This is a genomic window from Caulobacter sp. 05T431 (assembly GCF_056665975.1).
On the sequence record NZ_JBFTKU010000030.1, the window covers coordinates 19,790 to 38,943 of the forward strand.

Sequence of the window (19,154 nt, forward strand, 5' to 3'; positions counted from 1 at the left end):
GCGCCGCCGCGACCGGCGGCCTGACCCCGGCCCGCGCCGCCGCGCCGGCCTCGCCCCTGCGGCTCTGGTACCGCCAGCCGGCCAAGGAATGGGTCGAGGCCCTGCCGATCGGCTCGGGCCGCATGGGGGCGATGGTGTTCGGCGGGGTGGCGGCCGAGCGGCTGCAGTTGAACGAGGACACCCTGTGGGCGGGCGGCCCCTACGACCCGGCCAATCCCGAGGCGCTAAAGGTCCTGCCGGAGATCCGCGCCCTGATCGACGCCGGCGACTACGCCAAGGCCACCGAGGTGGCCGACGCCCGCTTCATGGCCACGCCCAAGCGCCAGATGTCGTACCAGACCATCGGCGACCTGAAGCTGACCTTCCCGGGGCTGGACGGTCAACCGACCGACTATGTCCGAGACCTGGACCTGGACGGCGCGATCGCCACGACCCGCTTCGTGGTGGGCGGAACGACCTACACCCGCCAGGTCATCGGCAGCTATCCCGACCGGGTGATCGCCGTGCGGCTAAGCGCCGACAAGGGCAGGGCGATCTCGGTGGACCTGTCGTTCGACAGCCCGCTGAAGTCCAAGCCGGTCGCCGGCGTCGAGGGCCGCGACACCCTGGTCCTGGCCGGGTCCAACGACAGCCAGCAGGATATTCCCGCGAAGCTGACGTTCGAGTGCCGCGTCCAGGTGCTGAAGAAGGGCGGGACCCTGAGCGCCAGGGACGGGCTGTTGTCGGTCGCCGACGCCGACGAGGTGCTGCTGCTGATCGCCGCCGCCACCAGCTATCGCCGCTTCGACGACGTGGGCGGCGACCCGGTCGCGATCAACAAGGCGGTGCTGGCCAAGGCCTCGGCCAAGGGCTGGCGGACCTTGCTGGCCGCCCACCAGACCGACCACCGGGCGCTGTTCCGCCGCGTGGGCGTCGATTTCGGGACCACCACGGCGGCGCTGAACCCCACCGACGAGCGCATCAAGGTCTCGCAGAGCACCGACGACCCGGCCCTGGCGGCGCTGTACTACCAGTACGGCCGCTACCTGCTGATCGCCTGCTCGCGCCCCGGCGGCCAGGCCGCCAATCTGCAAGGCGTGTGGAACGACAAGACCTTCCCGCCGTGGGGCGGCAAGTACACGATCAACATCAACACCGAGATGAACTACTGGCCGGCTGAGCCGACCGGCCTGGCCGAGTGCGTGACGCCGCTGATTGAGCTGGTCCGCGACCTGTCTGTCACCGGCGCCCGGACCGCCAAGGTGATGTACGGCGCCCGCGGCTGGGTCGCCCACCACAACACCGACCTGTGGCGGGCCAGCGGACCGATCGACGGCGCCAAGTTCGGGGTCTGGCCGACCGGCGGGGCCTGGCTCTGCAAGCACCTGTGGGACCACTACGACTACAACCGCGACCGCGCCTACCTCGCCGACGTCTATCCGCTGATGCGCGGTTCGGCCCTGTTCTTCCTGGACGCCCTGGTGGTCGATCCCAAGTCCGGCAAGCTGGTGACCAATCCGTCGATCTCGCCGGAGAACAGCCACGGCCACGGCTCGTCCCTGGTGGCCGGCCCGACCATGGACCAGGCGATCATCCGCGACCTGTTCACCGCCTGCATCAAGTCGGCCGGCATCCTGGGGATCGACGCCGACTTCGCCGCCCAGCTGACCGCCGCCCGCGAGAAGCTGGCGCCCTACAGGATCGGCAAGGACGGCCAGCTGCAGGAGTGGCAGGAGGACTGGGATGCCGACGCCKACGACATCCACCACCGCCACGTCTCGCACCTGTACGGGGTGTTCCCCAGCGACCAGATCGCCATCGACACCACGCCGAAACTGGCCGACGCGGCCAAGGTGTCGCTGAACACCCGGGGCGACATCTCGACCGGCTGGGCCATCGCCTGGCGCCTGAACCTGTGGTCGCGCCTGGGCGACGGCGACCGGGCCCACAGGATCCTGTCGCTGCTGCTGGGCCCCGAGCGGACCTATCCCAACATGTTCGACGCCCACCCGCCGTTCCAGATCGACGGCAATTTCGGCGGGACCTCGGGCATGACCGAGATGATCCTGCAGAGCCGCAACGACCAGATCCTGCTGCTGCCGGCCCTGCCGTCGACCTGGCCGACCGGGCGCCTGACGGGCCTTCGGGCCCGGGGCGCGGTCGGGGTGGACGTGATCTGGTCGCGCGGCAAGCTGGAGACGGCGGTGCTGACCGCCGCCGCCGACGGCCGCCACCACGTGCGCTACGGCGCCGCCGCGATCGACCTCGACCTCAAGAAAGGCCAGCGCGTCCGCCTGACGGCGCGCGACGGCGTGCTGCGGAGAGCCTGAGCGTGACCACCCTCCTGAACCGGCGTCTCGCMGTGGTCTGCGGCGTCGCGGCGCTGTGCGTCGGCGGCCACGCCTGGGCCGCCACCCTGAAGGTCGGCAAGGGCGGGGCCTACACCAGCGTCCAGGCGGCGGTGGACGCCTTGCCGGACGACGGCGGGACCCTGGAGCTGGCCCCCGGCGAGTATCGCGAGAAGCTGACCATCGCCAAGCCGAACGTCCGGCTGATCGGCAAGGGCAAGCGGCCGCAGGACGTGGTGCTGGTCTGGAGCGACGGGGCGATCACCGCCGGCGGCACGTTCAAGTCGGCCTCGGTCAACGTCTCGGGCGACGGCTTCCGGGCCCGCAACCTGACCCTCCAGAACGACTACCACCTCAAGGACAGCCGCCCGTCCCAGGCCGTGGCCCTGGCCATCACCGCCGACCGCGCCGTGCTGGAAAAGGTACGCCTGCTGGGCGCCCAGGACACCCTGTACGCCGCCAGCAAGAAGACCGCCCCCAGCCGCCAGTACTTCAAGGACTGCTACATCGAGGGCCATGTCGACTTCATCTTCGGCGACGCCAAGGCCTTCTTCGACCGCTGCCACATCCACGGGATCGCCCATGAGACGGTGATGATCACCGCCCAGAGCAAGGTGCGTCCCGACCAGGACAGCGCCTATGTCTTCGACCGCTGCCGGATCACCGCCGATCCGAAGGTGGGCGAACTCTGGTTCGGCCGCGCCTGGCGGCCCTACGCCACGGTGGTCTTCATGCGCACCCGGATCGACGCCAAGCTGCAGCCGGCGGGCTGGCGCGAGTGGACGCCGGGCAAGACAGACACCTTCAGCACCGCGACCTACCGCGAGTTCGCCTCGACGGGGCAGGGGGCCAGTCCCTCGACCCGTGCGCCGCAGAGCCGCCAGCTGACCGCCGACGAGGCCAAGGCCTGGTCGCGCGACGTCTTCCTGGCCGGCGCCGACGGATGGCGTCCGTGAGCCTGGATCGCCGGAACTTCCTGGCCCTGGCGGGCGTGAGCGCCGCCGCCGGCCTGGCCCCGAACGCCGCCCTGGCCGCGACGGACCAACAGTCGATCCCCGACGACGGTTGGAAGCTGTGGATCGACCAGACMGCGTCCTGGAAGGACGACGACATCCACCTGCCGGGCCGGTTCGACCTGGCCAGCCTGCCGATCAATCCGCCCACCGGCGGCTGGGGCGCCCTGGCCTCGACGGACGCGATCACGGTGACCCTGCCGACCACGGTCGAGCAACATTTCTGGGGCAAGTTCGGCACGCGGCCCTACGGCCCGGACGAATACCGCTACGCCGAGGATGACGACGTGCCGCTCTACGGCGCCTACAAGGGCGTGTCGTGGTGGAGCCGGGCCATCGACATCCCCGCCAGCGCCAAGGGCAAGCGGGTGATGCTGAACATCCGCGGCGCGCGCCTGCGGGCCGAGGTGTTCATGAACGAGCAGCTGGTCGGCTACTCGATCATGTCGGAGTTGCCGATCGCCTGCGACCTGACCAAGGCCATGCGCCCGGGCCAGGCCAACCGCCTGGCGATCCGCATCACCAATCCCGGCGGGCGTTTCGACTGGCGCGACTCGACCACCATGATGTGGGGCAAGGCCAAGCTGTTCGCCTCGCACGGCTTCGGCGGGCTGGATCGGGGCCTGACTCTCAGCGTCCATCCCATGGGCGCGCGCATCGACGACGCCTGGGTGCTGAACACCCCCGACCCGCGCCGCGTCACCGCCTTTATGGAGGTCGCGCTGGAGAAGCCGCTGGGCGCCGGCGGGCTGGACCGGCTGAAGGCCAAGACCGCCGCGACGCTGGTCGACGACCAGGGCCGGCCGGTCGCCGCCGACGTCCGCCTGGAGGCAATGGAGCGGCTCGACGATCGTCGCCTGCAGGTCCGGTTCGCGGTCCATGCGCCCGACGCCCGGCTGTGGGACCTGGACACGCCCGTCCTCCATCGCCTGCGACTGCGGTGGACGGAAGGGAAGGGCGCCGTCGACACCCGCGAGGTCCGTTTCGGCTTCCGCTGGTTCGCGCCCGAGGGCCTGGGGACCGACGCCCTGCTGCGCCTGAACGGCCGGCGCGTGCGGCTCTATTCGGCGATCTCGTGGGGCTATTGGGGCTTCAACGGCCTGTGGCCGACGCCCGAACTGGCGCGGCGCGAGGTGACCTCGGCTAAGACCCTGGGTCTCAACACGCTCCACTTCCACCGCAACGTCGGCAAGCCCGAGGTGTTCGCGGCCATGGACGAGATGGGCCTGCTGCGGGTGATGGAGCCCGGCGGCGGTCGCCACGCCGTCGGCCGCGACCTCAAGCCCGGCGAGACCCTGTCGCCCGCCGACACCTTCAGCCGCGACTTCCTGGTCGAGAAGTGCCGGGCCATGGCGCGGGCCTTCCGCTCGCACCCGTCGCTGGTCCAGTACACCCTGCAGAACGAGATCGGCGCGAACCTGGAGAACCCCGACGTCCAGGCGGTGCTGAAGGCGATCCACGACATCGATCCCAGCCGCACCGTCATCCTCAACGACGGCTTCGTGGCGCGCGGCGCGGCCCAGGCCATGTACCTGCCCTATGACGACCGCTACTGGCGCTCGGACAAGGACGAGTGGGGCGGCTGGTGGGGCAACCACCAGGGCGCCGGCGACCAGTGGTACGACCGCTTCTACCAGGGCAAGGACGACTACATCCACCGCCAGACCGGCAAGCCGTTCATCGTCGAGTTTGGCGAGATGCAGGGCTGCGCCGTCGCCGACAACCACCCGGCCATGCTGGTCGAGATCCTGGCCAAGGGCGGCAAGAGCTACGACCTGGAGGACCACAGGGCCATCGTCGCGGCGACCAACAGCTATCTGGAGCGCTGGGGGTTCCAGAAGGCCTTTCCGACCAGCGAGGCCCTGTTCCTGTCGGTGGGCCGCAAGGCCTACGAGGCATGGCGCGAGTACCTGGAGAACATCCGCATCGGCGAGACGGTCGACGTCGCCGCGATCTCGGGTTGGGAGTCGACGGCGATCGAGAACCATTCGGGCATCGTCGACGTGCTGCGCGGCTTCAAGGCCGATCCGGGTCTTCTGAGCCAGAGCCTGCGGCCGGTGCTGGCCATCGCCAAGCCGAGGGCCCTGGCCTATGCGGTCGGCGACAGCGCCGAGCTCGACCTCTACCTGCTGAACGACAGCGGCAAGCCCGCGGCGGGCGAGATGGTGCTCAGCCTGGTCGGGCCCGACGGCGCCGTCGAGGCCCTGGGCCGCTGGCCGACGCCGGCCCAGACGCCGGATCGGTTCAGTTACCTCGTGGCCGAGAGCGTCAAGACGCCTGCCATGACCCGTCCGGGTCTGAACCGCATCCGCATCGCCCTGGGCGACATCGTCTCCGACCGCGAGATCTGGGTGACGGCCCCGGCGGCCAAGCCCGCTAAGCCGATCCGGGTCGGCGTCTCGGGCATCGCCAAGAGCCTGCGCGACCGGCTGGCGGGCGTGGCCGGACTGACGGTCGAGGACTTCAAGCCGGGCGTCCGCTACGACGGGATCATCGCCTCGGGCCTGAAGAGCGACGAGATCGTCCGCCGTCAGGTCGGCGAACAGACGGGCCTCGAGGCCCAGCCCAAGAAGGACGACAAGCCCGTGGTGGTCCTGGGCGACCTGCCGCCCGAGGTGCTGGCGGCGGTCAAGGCCGGTGCGCCGCTGCTGGCCATGGTCCAGGAGGACGGCCTGGCCGAGGGCGTCGCCAGGCAGCTGTCCGGCCTGGGCCTGTTCGACCATGCCGGCGCGGTCGGCGGCCTGCGCGCGCCCTGGATGGGCAACTGGAACTATGTGCGCGCCCACCCGACCTTCGCCGGCCTGCCGGTCGACATGGGGATGAGCGTGCTGCACCAGGTCGAAGGGCAGCCGTCCAACGGCCTGGTCGTCGACGGGGCCGGCGTCGAGGTGATCGCCGCCTACAGCCGCGACCACGACCGCAAGAACGGCGCGGCCAGCTTCATCGTCCGCAAGGACGGCATGCGGGTGCTGGTCCATCGCCTGCCCGACATGGCTGGCCCGCTGCAGCGGCGCTGGCTGGCCAACGCCGTCGACTGGCTGGTGCACGGAGCCTGACATGACCCAAGCCATGACCCGCCGCGCGATGCTGATGGGAAGCGCCCTGGCGCTTCCTGCCTTTGGCGCCCTGGCCGCGGCGACCCAGCCCCCGATGTTCGAGCGCCTGGGCTGGGCGGCCAAGACGCCCGGCGGCGACGGCGGGACCGTGATCCGGGTCACCACCCTGGCCGGCGACGGCCCGGGCTCGTTCCGCGCCGCCGTCACCGCCAAGGGTCCGCGCACCGTGGTCTTCGACGTGGCYGGGGTGATCGACCTGGGCCGCCGCAACCTCAAGGTCGTCGAGCCCTTCCTGACCATCGCCGGCGAGACCGCGCCGTCGCCGGGCGTCACCCTGATCAAGGGCGACCTGGCCATCGAGACCCACGACGTCATCGTCCGTCACCTGCGCGTGCGCGCCGGCCGCGACGGGGCGGCGGCGCGGAGCGGCTGGGAGGTGGACGGCATCACCTGCTGGAAGGCCCACGACGTGATCGTGGACCACTGCTCGATCAGCTGGGCCACCGACGAGAACCTGTCGGCCTCGGGCCCGCGCTTCACCGGCGGCGAGGACCCCAAGGGCTGGCAGGAAGGGACCTCGCACCGCATCACCTTCAGCAACAACATCGTCGCCGAGGGCCTGTCGAACGCCAGCCACGTCAAGGGCGAGCACTCCAAGGGCAGCCTGATCCACGACAACGCCACGCAGGTGCTGATCGTCGGCAACCTCTACGCCCACAACCGCGAGCGCAACCAGCTGTTCAAGGGCGGCGTCGAGGCGGTGTYGGCCAACAACCTGATCTACGACCCGGGCACGCGGGCCATGCACTACGCGCTAAACGCCGAGGAGTGCAAGGGTCACGCCTGGCGAAACGGGCGGCTGGCCCTGGTGGGCAATGTGGTCAAGGGCGGCGCCTCGACCGACCTGCGGCTGCCGTTCCTGATCGTGGAGGGGCAGGGGGACCTGGACCTCTACGCCCACGACAACCTGGCCGCCTACGCCGACGGCCGTCCGATGCCGGCCAGCCGCGTGATCCCCGCCGAGCCGTTGGCGAAGATCCGGCCGCTGGACAAGCCGCCGGTGTGGCCGGAGGGCTTCCAGGCCATCGACGCCCGCAAGGTCGAGGCCAAGGTCCTGGCCAACGCCGGCGCCCGGCCCTGGGACCGCGACGCCGTCGACCGCCGCATCGTCGCGGAGGTGCGCGCGGGGACCGGCCGTGTGATCGACGACGAGAAGGACGTCGGGGGCTATCCGATCTAGGTCGACCGCGACCCCAGGATCGCCAGCAGGCCGTCGATCGAATACGGCTTGCGCACCAGCGGGAAGCCTTGAGATCCCTGCTCGGCGATGACGTGGCTGTAGCCGCTGGTCAGCACCACCTGCAGGTCGGGCCACCGCTGCTGGATCTGCTGGGCCAGCTCGATCCCGCTCATGCCGGGCATGACCACGTCGGAGAACACCAGGTCGAAGGCGTCGCGGTTGTTGGTCAGCTGCTTGAGCGCGGCCTGGCCGTCGCCCACCCAGGTCACCGTCTGGCCCAGTTCCTTCAGCAGGCCGGCGGCGAACCGGCCGACGCCCTCGTTGTCCTCGACCAGCAGGATCTGGCGGCGGGCGACCGTGGCCAGGTCGACCAGGGCGGAATCGGGGGCGGGGCCGGTCAGGGCGCGACCGACCGCGCTGGGCAGGTAGAGGGTGAAGGTCGTGCCGAGGTCCAGCCGGCTCTCGACGTCGATCTCGCCCCGCGACTGCTTGGCGAAGCCGTAGACCTGGCTGAGGCCCAGGCCCGTGCCCTTGTCGACCGGCTTGGTGGTGAAGAACGGCTCGAAGATCTTCTTCAGCGTCTCGGGCGACATGCCCATGCCGTCGTCGGCGATGTCGACCGCGACGAAAGCGCCCAGGGCCGGGGCGTGGCCGCGCACCGCGGGGACTCCGTCGACCATCCGGGCGCCGATCCGGATCGTGCCGCCGCGCGGCATGGCGTCCCGGGCGTTGATGACCATGTTGAGGACCGCGGTGTCGAACTGGCTGGGGTCGGCCTCGACTACGTGCTCGGTCTCGGGCAGGTCGATCTCGATGGTCACCGACGAGCCGATCGTGCTGCCGATGATCCGGAGCAGACCCTGCAGGCGCGCGCAGACGTCGAAGACCTCGGGCTGCAGGGGCTGGCGGCGGGCGAAGGCCAGCAGCTGGCCGGTCAGGGTGGCGGCGCGCTCGGCGGTCTCGGCGATCGCCTCGACATAGCGGGCGCGCTTGTCCTCGGCCAGGCCGGGCCGGCGCAGGAAGTCGGCCGAGGCGCGGATCACCGTCAGCAGGTTGTTGAAGTCGTGGGCGACGCCGCCGGTCAGCCGGCCGATGGCCTCCATCTTCTGGGCCTGGACCAGGGCCTCGCGCGACTGCTCCAGCTCTTCCTCGGTCCGGCGGCGCTCGGTGATGTCGCGGGTTACCTTGGCGAAGCCCAGCAGGCGGCCGGTCTCGTCGTGGATCGGGTCGATCACCACGCTGGCCCAGAACCGCTCGCCGTCCTTGCGCACGCGCTGGGCCTCGCCCGAGAACTTGCCCTCGCGCAACGCCGTGGCCAGGGCCCTGGCCGGCGCGCCCGCCTCGCGGTCCTCGGGGGTGTAGAACAGCGAGAAGTGGCGGCCGACGATCTCGTCGGCGGCATAGCCCTTGATCGCCTGCGCCCCGGCGTTCCAGTTGGTGACCACGCCCTCCGGATCGAGCATGTAGATGGCGTAGTCGTGGACGCCCTGGACCAGGATCTGGAAGCGCCGTTCGCTGTCCCTCAGGGCCAGGTCGGCGGCGCGCCGGTCGGAGACGTCGCGGGTGATCTTGGCGTAGCCGATCAGCTCGCCGTTCTCGATGACCGGGTCGATCACCACGTGCGCCCAGAAGCCCGTGCCGTCCTTGCGTACGCGCCAGCCCTCGGCCTCGAAGCGGCCGTGCTCCGCGGCGGTCCGCAGGGCGCGCTCGGGCAGGCCCGCCGCGCGATCCTCCTCGGTGTAGAAGGTCGAGAAATGCCGGCCGATGATCTCGTCGGCGGTGTAGCCCTTGAACAGCTGGGCGCCGGTGTTCCAGGTGGCGACGTGTCCCTCGGCGTCGAGCAGGTAGATCGCGTAGTCCTTCACCGCCCCGAGCAGCAGCTGGAAGCGCTCGGCTTGGGCGAGGTCCGTCAAACKACGAGAGAGCATTAATTCAGACATACCTGGGGCGCTGTGCTGAGGTGGAACCCGACTGTTCCGACGAGGTTCCGCAAGGCGACGGTATCATCGAGCGGGCAACATCGCGCGCTTGGCCGGCGCAAGCAACCGGGCCGCGCGATCCGGCAAAATCGACGGACGAACCCACCATCGACTCGGGGGATGTCCGAGGCCGAGCTCAGGTGTCCAACGGATGTCGCGCGAGTTTCTGCCGCGCTACCACCTGAACGAGCCTGCGCCGCTACGACGCCGCCGCACCGGGGGGCCGGAGCGCGGGTAATGGAGAACGCGCAACATGGATATCCGCAAAGCGGTGGTCGCTATGTTCGGGGCGGTGCTGATGGCCCTGCCTGGACTCTCATTCGCCCAGGAGGCCACGGTCTACAAGGGCATCATCACGTCGCACACCGACAACACCCTGGGGGTCAAGATCGGCTCTGAACAACAGACCCTCACCCTGACGCCGGAGACCAAGATCACGGCCACCGCCGGCGCGGGCGTGCTGCAGCGTGAGAGCGGCTCGCCGTCGGACCTGATCCGCGGCCTGGCCATCGAGTTCAGGGGCATACCGACCGACACCGGCCTGGTCGCCCAATCGGTCACCTTCAAGAAATCCGACCTGAAGACCGCCCAGCAGATCGCGGCCGGGATCAATCAGACCGAAGAGGGCGTCGCCGCCAACAAGCAGGCGATCGCCGAGCAGGAAGAACGGCTGAACAACATCGGCAACCTGGTGGCGGCGGGCCGCACCAAGGTGTTCTTCGAGGTGGGCAGCGCCACGCTCTCGGCCCAGGGCAAGCAGGACCTGCAGGACATCGCGGCCAAGGCCAAGACGATCAAGGCCGGCTACCGCCTGGCGGTGGTGGGCCGCGCCGATCCGACCGGCAACGCCGCCGCCAACAAGCGCCTGAGCGCCCGCCGCGCGGTCGCCGTGAAGGAGTACCTGACCGAAAGCTGCGGCGTCCTGCCGGTCTACTTCGTCCCGTCGGCCGCCCTCGGCGAAAACCCCGTCGCCCAGGATCCCGACCCGCCGAAGAACGCGGCCGAAGCCCGTCGCGTCAGCGTGACGATCCTGGTCAGCAAGGCCAGCGTGCCGGCCTCCAACTGATCAGGTCACGGTGATCCGAGCCGTCGCCGGCTTCAGGCCCTGCGCCTGGGCGGTGACGGCGAGGACGTTTCCGGATCCGCCCTTGCGGGCCTGGACGATCACCTGGGCCAGGCCGTTGTAGAGACTGCGACGGTCGCCCTGTTCCGGCTCGTGGCTGTTGGCGTCGCCGTTGCCCAGGCCGATGATCCGCCCGCCCTCGATCGTGAACCGCACCGCGTCCTGCGCCGTCGGCACGGGGCGGCCCTTGGCGTCGACGGCCTCGACCCGGATCGGCGCGGCGTCGCGGCCGTCGCCCGCCAGGCTGGCGCGGTCCGGCGTCAGGCGCAGGGCCATGGGCGCGCCCGTGGTCTCGACCGCCGCCCGGGCCACGACCTTGCCGCCCGTCACGCCGATCGCCTCCAGCCGGCCCGGGGCGTAGGGGACCTGCCAGGTCACGCCCTCATAGAGGTCGTTGTTCTGGCGCGAGACCAGCTTGCCGTTCAGGCGCAGCTCCACCGCATCGCAGTTGGTGAAGGCCATCACCTTGATCGGCTGGCCCTCGCGTCCGGCCCAGTTCCAGTGCGGGACCAGGTGCAGCACCGGGCGGTCATGCACCCATTGCGACTGGTGGATGTAGAAGGCGGTCTTCTCGAAGCCGCACAGGTCCATGATCCCGAACGACGAGCTGGCCGTCGGCCAGGTGAAGGGCTGGGGTTCGCCGCGATAGTCGAAGCCCGTCCAGACGAAGGCGCCCGCCAGGAACGGCCGCTCGGCGATCGCCTTCCAGGCCGCGCGATGGGTGGCGCCCCAGGGGCGGAACTCGTCGTCATAGGCGGCCAGCAGGTTGCGCTTCATGTCGGTGGCCCACTCGCCGCGCGTCATGATCGCCGAGGTGTCTTCCGAGCTGGTCAGCGGCAGGGTGGGGTGGGCCGCGTGGAAGCGGTCGTAGTCCTTGATCTGGTAGTTGAAGCCGACCACGTCGACGGCCTGGGTGACGTTGACGGGGTTGAACATCCCGCCGCTGATCGCCGCCGTCACCGGACGGGTGTCGTCCAGGTCCTTGACGATCTTGGCCATGCGCCGGACCAGCTGGTAGCCGGCCTCGGTCCCCTGCAGCGGTTCTTCGTTGAACACCGACCACAGGATCACGCTGGGATGGTTGCGGTCGCGCCGCACCAGCCACGACAGCAGCCGCGCGTAGTCGGGACTGGCGTTGAAGATCCGGTTCTCGTCCATCACGAGGAAGCCCATCCGGTCGGCGGCGTCGAGCAGGGCCTTGGTCGGGGCGTTGTGCGAGCTGCGGATGGCGTTGCAGCCCAGTTCCTTCAGCCGCCGCAGCCGGAACTCGATGATCGAGTCGGGCAGGGCCACGCCCAGGCCCGCATGGTCCTGGTGGATGCAGACGCCCTGGATCTTCAGCGGCTTGTCGTTGAGGAAGAAACCCTTGTCGGCGTCGAAGCGCTGGGTGCGGAACCCGGCGGGCGTGACCAGCTCATCGGCGGGCTGGCCGTCGACGAGCACGCGGGTGCGGACGTGGTGGAGCGCCGGATCGTCCACAGACCACAGGCGCGGCGCCTCGACGGCCAGCTCGGCGCGCAGGACGGCGGTGTCCAGCGGCGCGACCGATCCCGAGGCCTGGGCGTGGGCGATCGCTCGGCCTTCCGGATCGAGCAGGGTGACTTCCACGGTCGCCGTCTTGGCCGTGTCGGCGATGCTGCCGAGCGTGGCCTCGACGGGCACGACCCAGCGGCCGTCCTCGCGTCTGCGCGGATGGGCGTAGACGCCGTCGGCGACCAGGTGGACGGGCGGGCGCTTGGTCAGCCAGACGTGGCGGTACAGGCCGCCGCCCTCGTACCACCAGCCTTCGATCGGGTCGGCGTCCACCCGCACGGCGATGACGTTGGGCGTGTCGCCGTAGTGGGCGATGGCGGTCAGGTCGACGGTGATGGCGCTGTAGGCGCTGTAGCTGTGGGCCACGACGTCGCCGTTGACCCAGACGGTGGCGTTCACCGCCACGCCCTCGAAGACCAGCTCCAGATGCTTGCCGCGATCGGCCGGGTCCAGGGTCAGGGTCTTGCGGTACCAGGCCACGCCCTTGGGGCGGTAGCCCTGGGCCGGGTTCTCGTCGGGATCGAAGGGGCCCTCGACGACGAAGTCGTGGGGCAGGTCCAGCCCGCGCCAGGCGCTGTCGTCGTACTTGATCGCCGCCGCGCCGCGCGCCGCCCCCGCCTTGGTGCTGTCATAGGTCGGGCTGTCGCCGCGCACCTTGGGGAAGGGGATGTCGCCGCGATGGAAGCGCCAGTCGGCGTCCAGCAGGATCGTCTCGCGGCCGCCCGGCTCCGGCGCGCTCGACGGCGGAGCGGCGGGCCGGGTCTCGCCCCGGACGGGTTTCGATTGGGCCAGGGCGGGCGAGGCCATCGCCATCGCGCCGAGCGTCAGCAGGTCCCGTCGGCGCATTCCCGTCTCCCTTTGTCGTTGTTGCTTTATTTGTACGACAATAGAGCGGGCGGAAAGGGAGAAAACTAGGGTTTCAGCGCGCCGCCGCGACCAGCGCCCGGGCGGCCCCCTGCAACAGGTCCTTCGCCTCGGACGCCGACAGGATCGGTCCGCTGACGAAGGCCCCGTTGATCAGGACCGCCAGTTGTCCGGCCAGGGCCTCGGGGCGGGCGACGCCCAGCGTCCGGGCGATGCCCAACAGCCGCTCGCGAAGCTCGGTCTTGTGCGCCGTGGCMACCAGGCGGGCGGGGTGGTCGGCCTGGGGGAACTCGGCGGCGACGTTCAGCTGCGGGCAGCCGCGATAGTGGGGCCGGGCGACCCGCTCGGCGATCCACGCCATGTGGGCGTCCAGCTCGCCCGCCGGATCGTCGGCATGCTGGTCCGCCACCTCGCCCCAGACCCGCCAGAAGTCCTCGTCCTCGCGCTTGAGGAACGCGGCGATCAGGTCGTCCTTGGTCCGGAAGTGGCGGTAGAGGCTGGTCTTGGCCACGCCGGCCGCCGCGACCACCAGGTCGACCCCGACCGCCCGGACGCCTTCCCGATAGAACAGGCCTGAAGCCGTATCGAGGATGCGTTCGCGCACCTCGCCGCCGTCGGGTTTGCCGGCGCCCGTCTTGTCTGGGGACGCCGCGCGTCCGGTTTCCTGCGTCATCGCAACACCTCTTTCCCGATGCTTAGCACGGGGTGGGTTGACGCGCTACAGACCTGTATGTAGCTGTTACGAACAGACAGGTCTGTAGCGAGTTTGGCGATGACGAGATTTGACCGTTCCAAGGGGCGTGTGGCCGTGTTCGGCGCCGCCGGGCACACGGGGCGGTTCGTGGTCGACGAGCTGCGGCGGCGGGGCCTGACGCCCGTGGCGGTGGGACGCCGCGCCGAGGCGCTGGAGGCGGCTTTCCCGGGCGGGAAGGCGGAGATTCGCGCGGCGAGCGTCGACGACCACGCCGCCCTGGACCGGGCCTTCGCGGGCGTTGCGGCGGTGATCAACTGCGCGGGACCGTTCCTGGACACCGCCGAGGCGGTGGCGTCGGCGGCGCTGCGGGCGGGGGCGCACTATCTGGACGTCTCGGCCGAGCAGCCCAGCGCCCAGGCGGTTTATGACCGGTTCGACGCGCCGTTCCGCGCCGCGGGACTGGTCGCCCTGCCGGCCATGGCCTTCTACGGCGGGTTCGCGGACCTGCTGGTCACGGCTGCCCTGGGCGACTGGGCGCAGGCCGACGAGGTCCGGATCGGCATCGGCATCGACCGCTGGTGGCCGACCGAGGGCACGCGGGTGACGGGCGCGCGCAACACCGCCCCGCGCCAGGTGATCGTCGACGGCCGGCCGGCGCCGCTGCCCAACCCCGCGCCGCGCACGGACTGGACCTTTCCCGAGCCGTTGGGGCGGCAGGCCATGGTCGGAGTCCCGTTCTCCGAGGTGGTGGTCATCGCCCGGCACCTGAAGGTCGCCAAGCTCGACACCTTCCTCAGCGAGACGGCCCTGAGGGACGTGCGGGATTCGGCGACTCCGCCGCCCGCCGCCGTCGATGACCGCGGCCTGTCGGCCCAGAGATTCGCGGTCGATGCGATCGTATCGCGCGCCGGCGAGACCCGGCGGGCGACGGCGGTCGGCCGCGACATCTACGGCTTCACCGCGCCCCTGGTCTGCGAAGCGGTCGAGCGCCTGCTGGCGGGCGGCGTCGAGGCGGCAGGGGCCGTGGCGCCCGGCCAGGTCTTCGACGCCGCCGACTATCTGCGGGCGCTGCCCCTGGACGCGTTCAGCGTGACCTGAGGGCTTAGCCCTTCTCGGACTTGGGGCAGGTCAACGCGCCCGTCTCCGGAACCTGCAGGGATGAATGGTGCACGATGATCCGCACTAGGTTCTTCTCGTCCTTCTTGAAGACCCAGGTCTTGTCGACCGTGATGAAGCAGCCCTTGTTGTCGGTGAAGGTGACCTTGCCCATGGTGTTGGCGACGCTGCCGTTGATCTGCAGGCCGACGTCTTCGACCTTCACGTCGCGCCAGTGCTTGAGCGCGAAGCCGGTGTCCTTCGGGAAGTTGGGATCGTCGCCGACGAAATAGGCCAGGGCGCCTTCCTTGGTCAGGCGGAAGGTCTGGGGGTCCTGGGTCAGGGTCGGCTTGAACAGCACCGGGCCCAGATTGTAGCCGTAGGCCGTGTCGATCACCGTGCGGGCCAGCGGCTTGGCCTTTTCGATGCCGCCGGTGTCGTAGGCCAGGGAGATGCTCACCAGGGCGTCGCCCCACGCCTTCTCGGCGGCCGCCACCTCTTCCTTGGTGATGCCTTCGCCGGGCGCGGGCCCGGGCGCGGGTTTGCTGGGGGTGCAGGCCGTCGCGGTCAGGAGGGCGGCGGCGGCGAAGGTMGAAGCGGTCAGGACGCGGCGGGTCGGAAAGATCGTCATGTCTTACCTCTGCTGTGGGACGGCGGTCCGGCATGGGCTCGAGATCCGGGACGTCTCGGTCCTCCAAGCTTGGCGCTAGAGAACGCTCGAAATCGGTGATTCACAAGACCAAAGGGCGAGCAAGCGCCGGTAGCGCTCAAAGGTTGAATTGGTCCCATGCCGCCGTGGGCTGGCTGAAGCGGGCTGGGCGGGTTAACACCGTCCGATGTCGCGAACCAAACAGAGCCCTGAATTCGAGATCGTGGTCGACGGAGAGCCCTATGTCTGGCGTCTCCATCGCCAGCCCGGCTGGTCCAGCGAGGCCGCCGAGCGGCACGGCATGGCCATCGTCGTGCGCCACCTGGAAGGCAAGCGCGAAGCCCTGGTGGAGTTCCCGCCCGGTCCCCAGCCCCGCTACGGCGCGCCGCTGCTGAAGCCGTCGCGGATCGCGCCGACGCTCATCGCCAACGCCATCGGCTCGGCCATCGCCGCGGGCTGGGACCCGCTGTCGCGCGGCAAGACGGTCGCCATCGTCGTGGACGAGACCGGCGCCTGACGCGCAAGGCGGCGCGATCCCGTTGGGGGCGTCGATCTGGCTGGGAAGGGGAAAATGGTGGATGCGACAGGGATTGAACCTGTKACCCCCTCGGTGTGAACGAGGTGCTCTCCCGCTGAGCTACGCATCCGCCGTGTGGGGAGGTCGGTGAAGACCCCGCCGCGAGAGGAGGGGGCCTATAGCCCGGCGCTTTCGGGGGCGCAAGAGGTCAAAAGCCGGATACAGGCCGAAGGCGTGTCGGAGAAGGCGTCTATCAACAGATCTCCGCCCAGGGTCTCGACCGGCGCCTCGGTGTAGCCGAACGTCACCAGCACGGTCGGGACCTTGGCGGCCTTGGCGGCCAGGGCGTCGTTGATGCTGTCGCCGACCATCACGGCGCGGGCCGGATCGCCGCCGACCGCCGCGATCGTCGCCAGCACGTGGCGCGGATCGGGCTTGGCGGCCGGGGCGCTGTCGGCGCCGACCACGGCGTCGAAATATCGAGTCAGGTCCAGGGCGTCGAGCAGGGCCACCGACAGGTGGGTCAGCTTGTTGGTGCAGACCGCCAGCTTGGCGCCGGCCGCGCGCAGGGCGACCAGGGTGTCGACCACGCCGGGGAAGGGCGCACTCTCGTGGGCGATGCGGCCCAGATAGAGGGCGATGAAGCGCTCGACCAGCTTGGGGGCCTGATCGGCGTCCAGCGGCGCGCCGGCGGCCGCGAAGCCGCGCTCCAGCAGGGCCTTGGCCCCGCGGCCGACCATCTTGCGCACGTCGTCGAACGGCAGGGGCGGCAGGCCCTCCTCGGCGAGGATGATGTTCAGCGAGGCCACCAGATCGGGCGCGGTGTCGACCAGGGTGCCGTCGAGGTCGAAGGCGATGGTCGCGCCGTTCAGGATGTCGGTCGTCAGAATGTCGTTCTGGGCATGCATGGCTCTGGCCTTTCGGCTAAACGCGCGGCTAATGCAACTTTGGTCCGTGCTTCGGGAGTCGCTTCGCCCATGACCAACCCCGTTTCTTCGCCGGCTCGCCCGAGGGCGGCCGTCATCCTGGCCGCCGGCCAGGGCACGCGGATGAAGTCGCCCACGCCCAAGGTGCTGCACCGGATCGGCGCCCGGACCCTGCTGGACCACGCCATCGACACCGCCCAGGCCCTGAACTGCGAGCGCATCGTCGTGGTGGTCGGCGCCCACAGCCCGCAGGTCGGCGAACATGCCAGGAAGCGCCTGGGCGAGGGCGCGACCGTGCTGCAGGACCCGCCCCAGGGCACCGGCCACGCCGTGCTGGCCGCCCGCGACGCCCTGGCCGACTTCGACGGCGACGTAGTGGTCACCTTCGCCGACTGCCCGCTGCTGAGCGCGCCCGTCATCCAGCCCCTGTTCGATCTGCGCGCGAAGGGCGCGGACGTGGCGGTGCTGGGCTTCGAGGCCGCCCATCCCGGCGCCTACGGCCGGCTGATCCTGGCCCCCGGCCACGTGCTGTTGCGCATCGTCGAGGCCAAGGACGCCGACGACACCGTCAAGCAGGTCAAGCACTGCAATTCCGGCGTCCTGGCCGCCGACCGCGCCCTGCTGTTCGACCTGCTGGCCAATGTCGGCAACGACAACGCCAACCAGGAATACTACCTGACCGACGTCGTCGGCCTGGCGCACGACCGCGCGCTGTCGACCCGCGCCGCCTTCGCGCCGGAGTCCGCGGTGCAGGGCGTCAACTCCCAGGCCGAGCTGGCGGCCGCGGAAGCCGTCTGGCAGGCCGCGCGACGGACGGCCTTCCTGGTCGAGGGCGTGACCATGCCGGCGCCCGAGACGGTCCACCTGAGCTGGGACACCAAACTGGCCGCGGGCGTGACGGTGGAGCCGTTCGTGGTGTTCGGCCCCGGCGTCAGCGTCGCCTCGGGCGCGGTGATCAAGGCCTTCTGCCACCTGGAGGGCGCGGCCGTGGGCGAGGGGGCCCTGATCGGTCCCTAMGCCCGCCTGCGCCCCGGGGCCGAGATCGGTGCGGACGCCCACATCGGCAACTTCGTCGAGGTCAAGAAGGTCAAGGTCGGGGCCGGCGCCAAGGCCAACCACMTGTCCTATCTGGGCGACGGTTCGATTGGCCCAAAGGCCAATATCGGGGCCGGCACGATCTTCTGTAACTACGACGGCTTCGACAAGTTCGAGACCCATGTCGGCGCGAACGCCTTCATCGGCTCCAACACCGCCCTGGTGGCGCCGGTGCGGGTGGGCGACGGGGCGATGACCGGCTCGGGCTCGGTGATCACCCAGGACGTCGAGGACGGCGCCCTGGCCCTGAGCCGCGCGCCGCAGAGCGACAAGCCGGGCTGGGCCACCAAGTTCCGGACCATGAAGGCCGCCAAGAAGGCCAAGAAGGACAGCAAATGAGCGCCGACGATCAGAAGCGGATTTCGGGCGAGGCCGCGGCCCAGCTGGTCGAGGCCGGCATGGTGGTGGGCCTGGGCACCGGCTCGACGGCGGCCTGGTTCGTCAAGGCCCTGGCCGCGCGCAAGCTGGACATCCGCGGCGTGCCGACCTCCGAAGCCACCGCCAACCTGGCCCGTGACCTGGGCATTCCGCTGACGGCCCTGGACGACGTCAAGTCCATCGACCTCACTGTGGACGGCGCCGACGAGGTCGGACCCGGCCTGTCGTTGATCAAGGGCGGCGGCGCGGCCCTGCTGCGCGAGAAGCTGGTCTGGGAAGCGTCCAAGCGCTGCGTGGTCATCGCCGACGCGGCCAAGAAGGTCGACCATCTGGGCAAGTTCCCGCTGCCGATCGAGGTCGTGCGCTTCGGCCACGTCCACACCGGCCATCGCCTGGCCGACATCGCCGCCGAGTTCGACCTGCTGCCGCCGCGCCTGCGCATGGCCGAGCGGGGCGTGGTGGTCACCGACGGCGGCAACGTGATCTACGACCTGCCGTCCGGCGTGATCGCCGAGCCGGCCGCCCTGGCGGCCGCCCTGAAGACCGTGACCGGCGTCGTCGACCACGGCCTGTTCCTGGACCTGGCCGACGAAGCGCTGCTGGGGACCGACCAAGGGGTGGTCAAGCTGGTCCCCTAGACCCATATCCGCCCTCTTTCGGGCTCA

General features: G+C 70.3%; 14 protein-coding genes and 1 tRNA gene. 9 read left to right on the forward strand and 6 right to left on the reverse strand.

Going from position 1 to position 19,154, the window contains the following annotated elements; genetic code table 11:
- The first annotated feature begins 20 nt into the window (after positions 1–20).
- From AC1U89_RS22365 to AC1U89_RS22380, 4 genes are read left to right on the forward strand one after another with little or no spacing between them, the layout of a single operon-like run.
- Positions 21–2,309, forward strand: a complete 2,289-nt coding sequence (locus tag AC1U89_RS22365) for a glycoside hydrolase family 95 protein (RefSeq protein ID WP_479901865.1) — start codon at positions 21–23, stop codon at positions 2,307–2,309.
- A gap of 2 nt (positions 2,310–2,311) precedes the next feature.
- Positions 2,312–3,283 carry a pectinesterase family protein gene (locus tag AC1U89_RS22370; protein ID WP_479901840.1) on the forward strand — a complete coding sequence of 324 codons (972 nt, stop codon included), beginning with the start codon at positions 2,312–2,314 and terminating at the stop codon, positions 3,281–3,283.
- Positions 3,280–6,396, forward strand: coding sequence for a sugar-binding domain-containing protein (locus AC1U89_RS22375; RefSeq protein WP_479901841.1), 3,117 nt, complete (start codon positions 3,280–3,282; stop codon positions 6,394–6,396). The genes AC1U89_RS22370 and AC1U89_RS22375 overlap by 4 nt, the downstream gene beginning before the upstream one ends.
- 1 nt (position 6,397) lies before the next feature.
- Positions 6,398–7,636 (forward strand): pectate lyase family protein, encoded by a 1,239-nt coding sequence (locus AC1U89_RS22380; RefSeq protein ID WP_479901842.1) that lies wholly within the window; start codon positions 6,398–6,400, stop codon positions 7,634–7,636.
- Here the strand turns inward: AC1U89_RS22380 and AC1U89_RS22385 are convergent.
- Entirely contained in the window at positions 7,633–9,549 is a 1,917-nt protein-coding gene (locus AC1U89_RS22385) for a hybrid sensor histidine kinase/response regulator (protein WP_479901843.1), read from the reverse strand. The genes AC1U89_RS22380 and AC1U89_RS22385 overlap by 4 nt on opposite strands.
- A 319-nt stretch (positions 9,550–9,868) precedes the next feature.
- Between AC1U89_RS22385 and AC1U89_RS22390 the strand changes: the two genes are divergently transcribed.
- On the forward strand, positions 9,869–10,681 hold the full coding sequence (locus AC1U89_RS22390) for an OmpA family protein (protein WP_479901844.1): 813 nt from the start codon (positions 9,869–9,871) through the stop codon (positions 10,679–10,681).
- Here the strand turns inward: AC1U89_RS22390 and galA are convergent, their stop codons facing one another.
- Entirely contained in the window at positions 10,682–13,117 is a 2,436-nt protein-coding gene (galA, locus tag AC1U89_RS22395; RefSeq protein ID WP_479901845.1) for a beta-galactosidase GalA, read from the reverse strand.
- A gap of 73 nt (positions 13,118–13,190) precedes the next feature.
- A complete protein-coding gene (locus tag AC1U89_RS22400) occupies positions 13,191–13,808 on the reverse strand; it encodes a TetR/AcrR family transcriptional regulator (RefSeq protein WP_479901846.1) in 618 nt (205 codons plus the stop codon).
- A gap of 99 nt (positions 13,809–13,907) precedes the next feature.
- Here AC1U89_RS22400 and AC1U89_RS22405 point away from each other — a divergent pair, with 99 nt between their 5' ends.
- On the forward strand, positions 13,908–14,927 hold the full coding sequence (locus tag AC1U89_RS22405) for a saccharopine dehydrogenase family protein (RefSeq protein WP_479901847.1): 1,020 nt from the start codon (positions 13,908–13,910) through the stop codon (positions 14,925–14,927).
- A 4-nt stretch (positions 14,928–14,931) separates the two neighbouring features.
- Here AC1U89_RS22405 and AC1U89_RS22410 read toward each other — a convergent pair whose 3' ends face one another.
- On the reverse strand, positions 14,932–15,555 hold the full coding sequence (locus AC1U89_RS22410; RefSeq protein WP_479901848.1) for a hypothetical protein: 624 nt from the start codon (positions 15,553–15,555) through the stop codon (positions 14,932–14,934).
- Between the two features lie 205 nt (positions 15,556–15,760).
- On the opposite strand from AC1U89_RS22410, the gene AC1U89_RS22415 reads away from it, so the two are divergent.
- Entirely contained in the window at positions 15,761–16,090 is a 330-nt protein-coding gene (locus tag AC1U89_RS22415; protein WP_479901849.1) for a hypothetical protein, read from the forward strand.
- A gap of 55 nt (positions 16,091–16,145) precedes the next feature.
- Here AC1U89_RS22415 and AC1U89_RS22420 read toward each other — a convergent pair.
- Positions 16,146–16,220, reverse strand: a tRNA-Val gene (locus AC1U89_RS22420).
- Positions 16,221–16,266: 46 nt separating this feature from the next.
- Complete coding sequence (gph, locus tag AC1U89_RS22425; protein WP_479901850.1) at positions 16,267–16,998, reverse strand: phosphoglycolate phosphatase; 732 nt, start codon at positions 16,996–16,998, stop codon at positions 16,267–16,269.
- A gap of 69 nt (positions 16,999–17,067) precedes the next feature.
- Here gph and glmU point away from each other — a divergent pair, with 69 nt between their 5' ends.
- A complete protein-coding gene (glmU, locus tag AC1U89_RS22430; RefSeq protein ID WP_479901851.1) occupies positions 17,068–18,450 on the forward strand; it encodes a bifunctional UDP-N-acetylglucosamine diphosphorylase/glucosamine-1-phosphate N-acetyltransferase GlmU in 1,383 nt (460 codons plus the stop codon).
- Positions 18,447–19,127, forward strand: coding sequence for a ribose-5-phosphate isomerase RpiA (rpiA, locus tag AC1U89_RS22435; RefSeq protein ID WP_479901852.1), 681 nt, complete (start codon positions 18,447–18,449; stop codon positions 19,125–19,127). Before glmU ends, rpiA begins: the two co-directional genes overlap by 4 nt.
- Positions 19,128–19,154 lie beyond the last annotated feature (27 nt).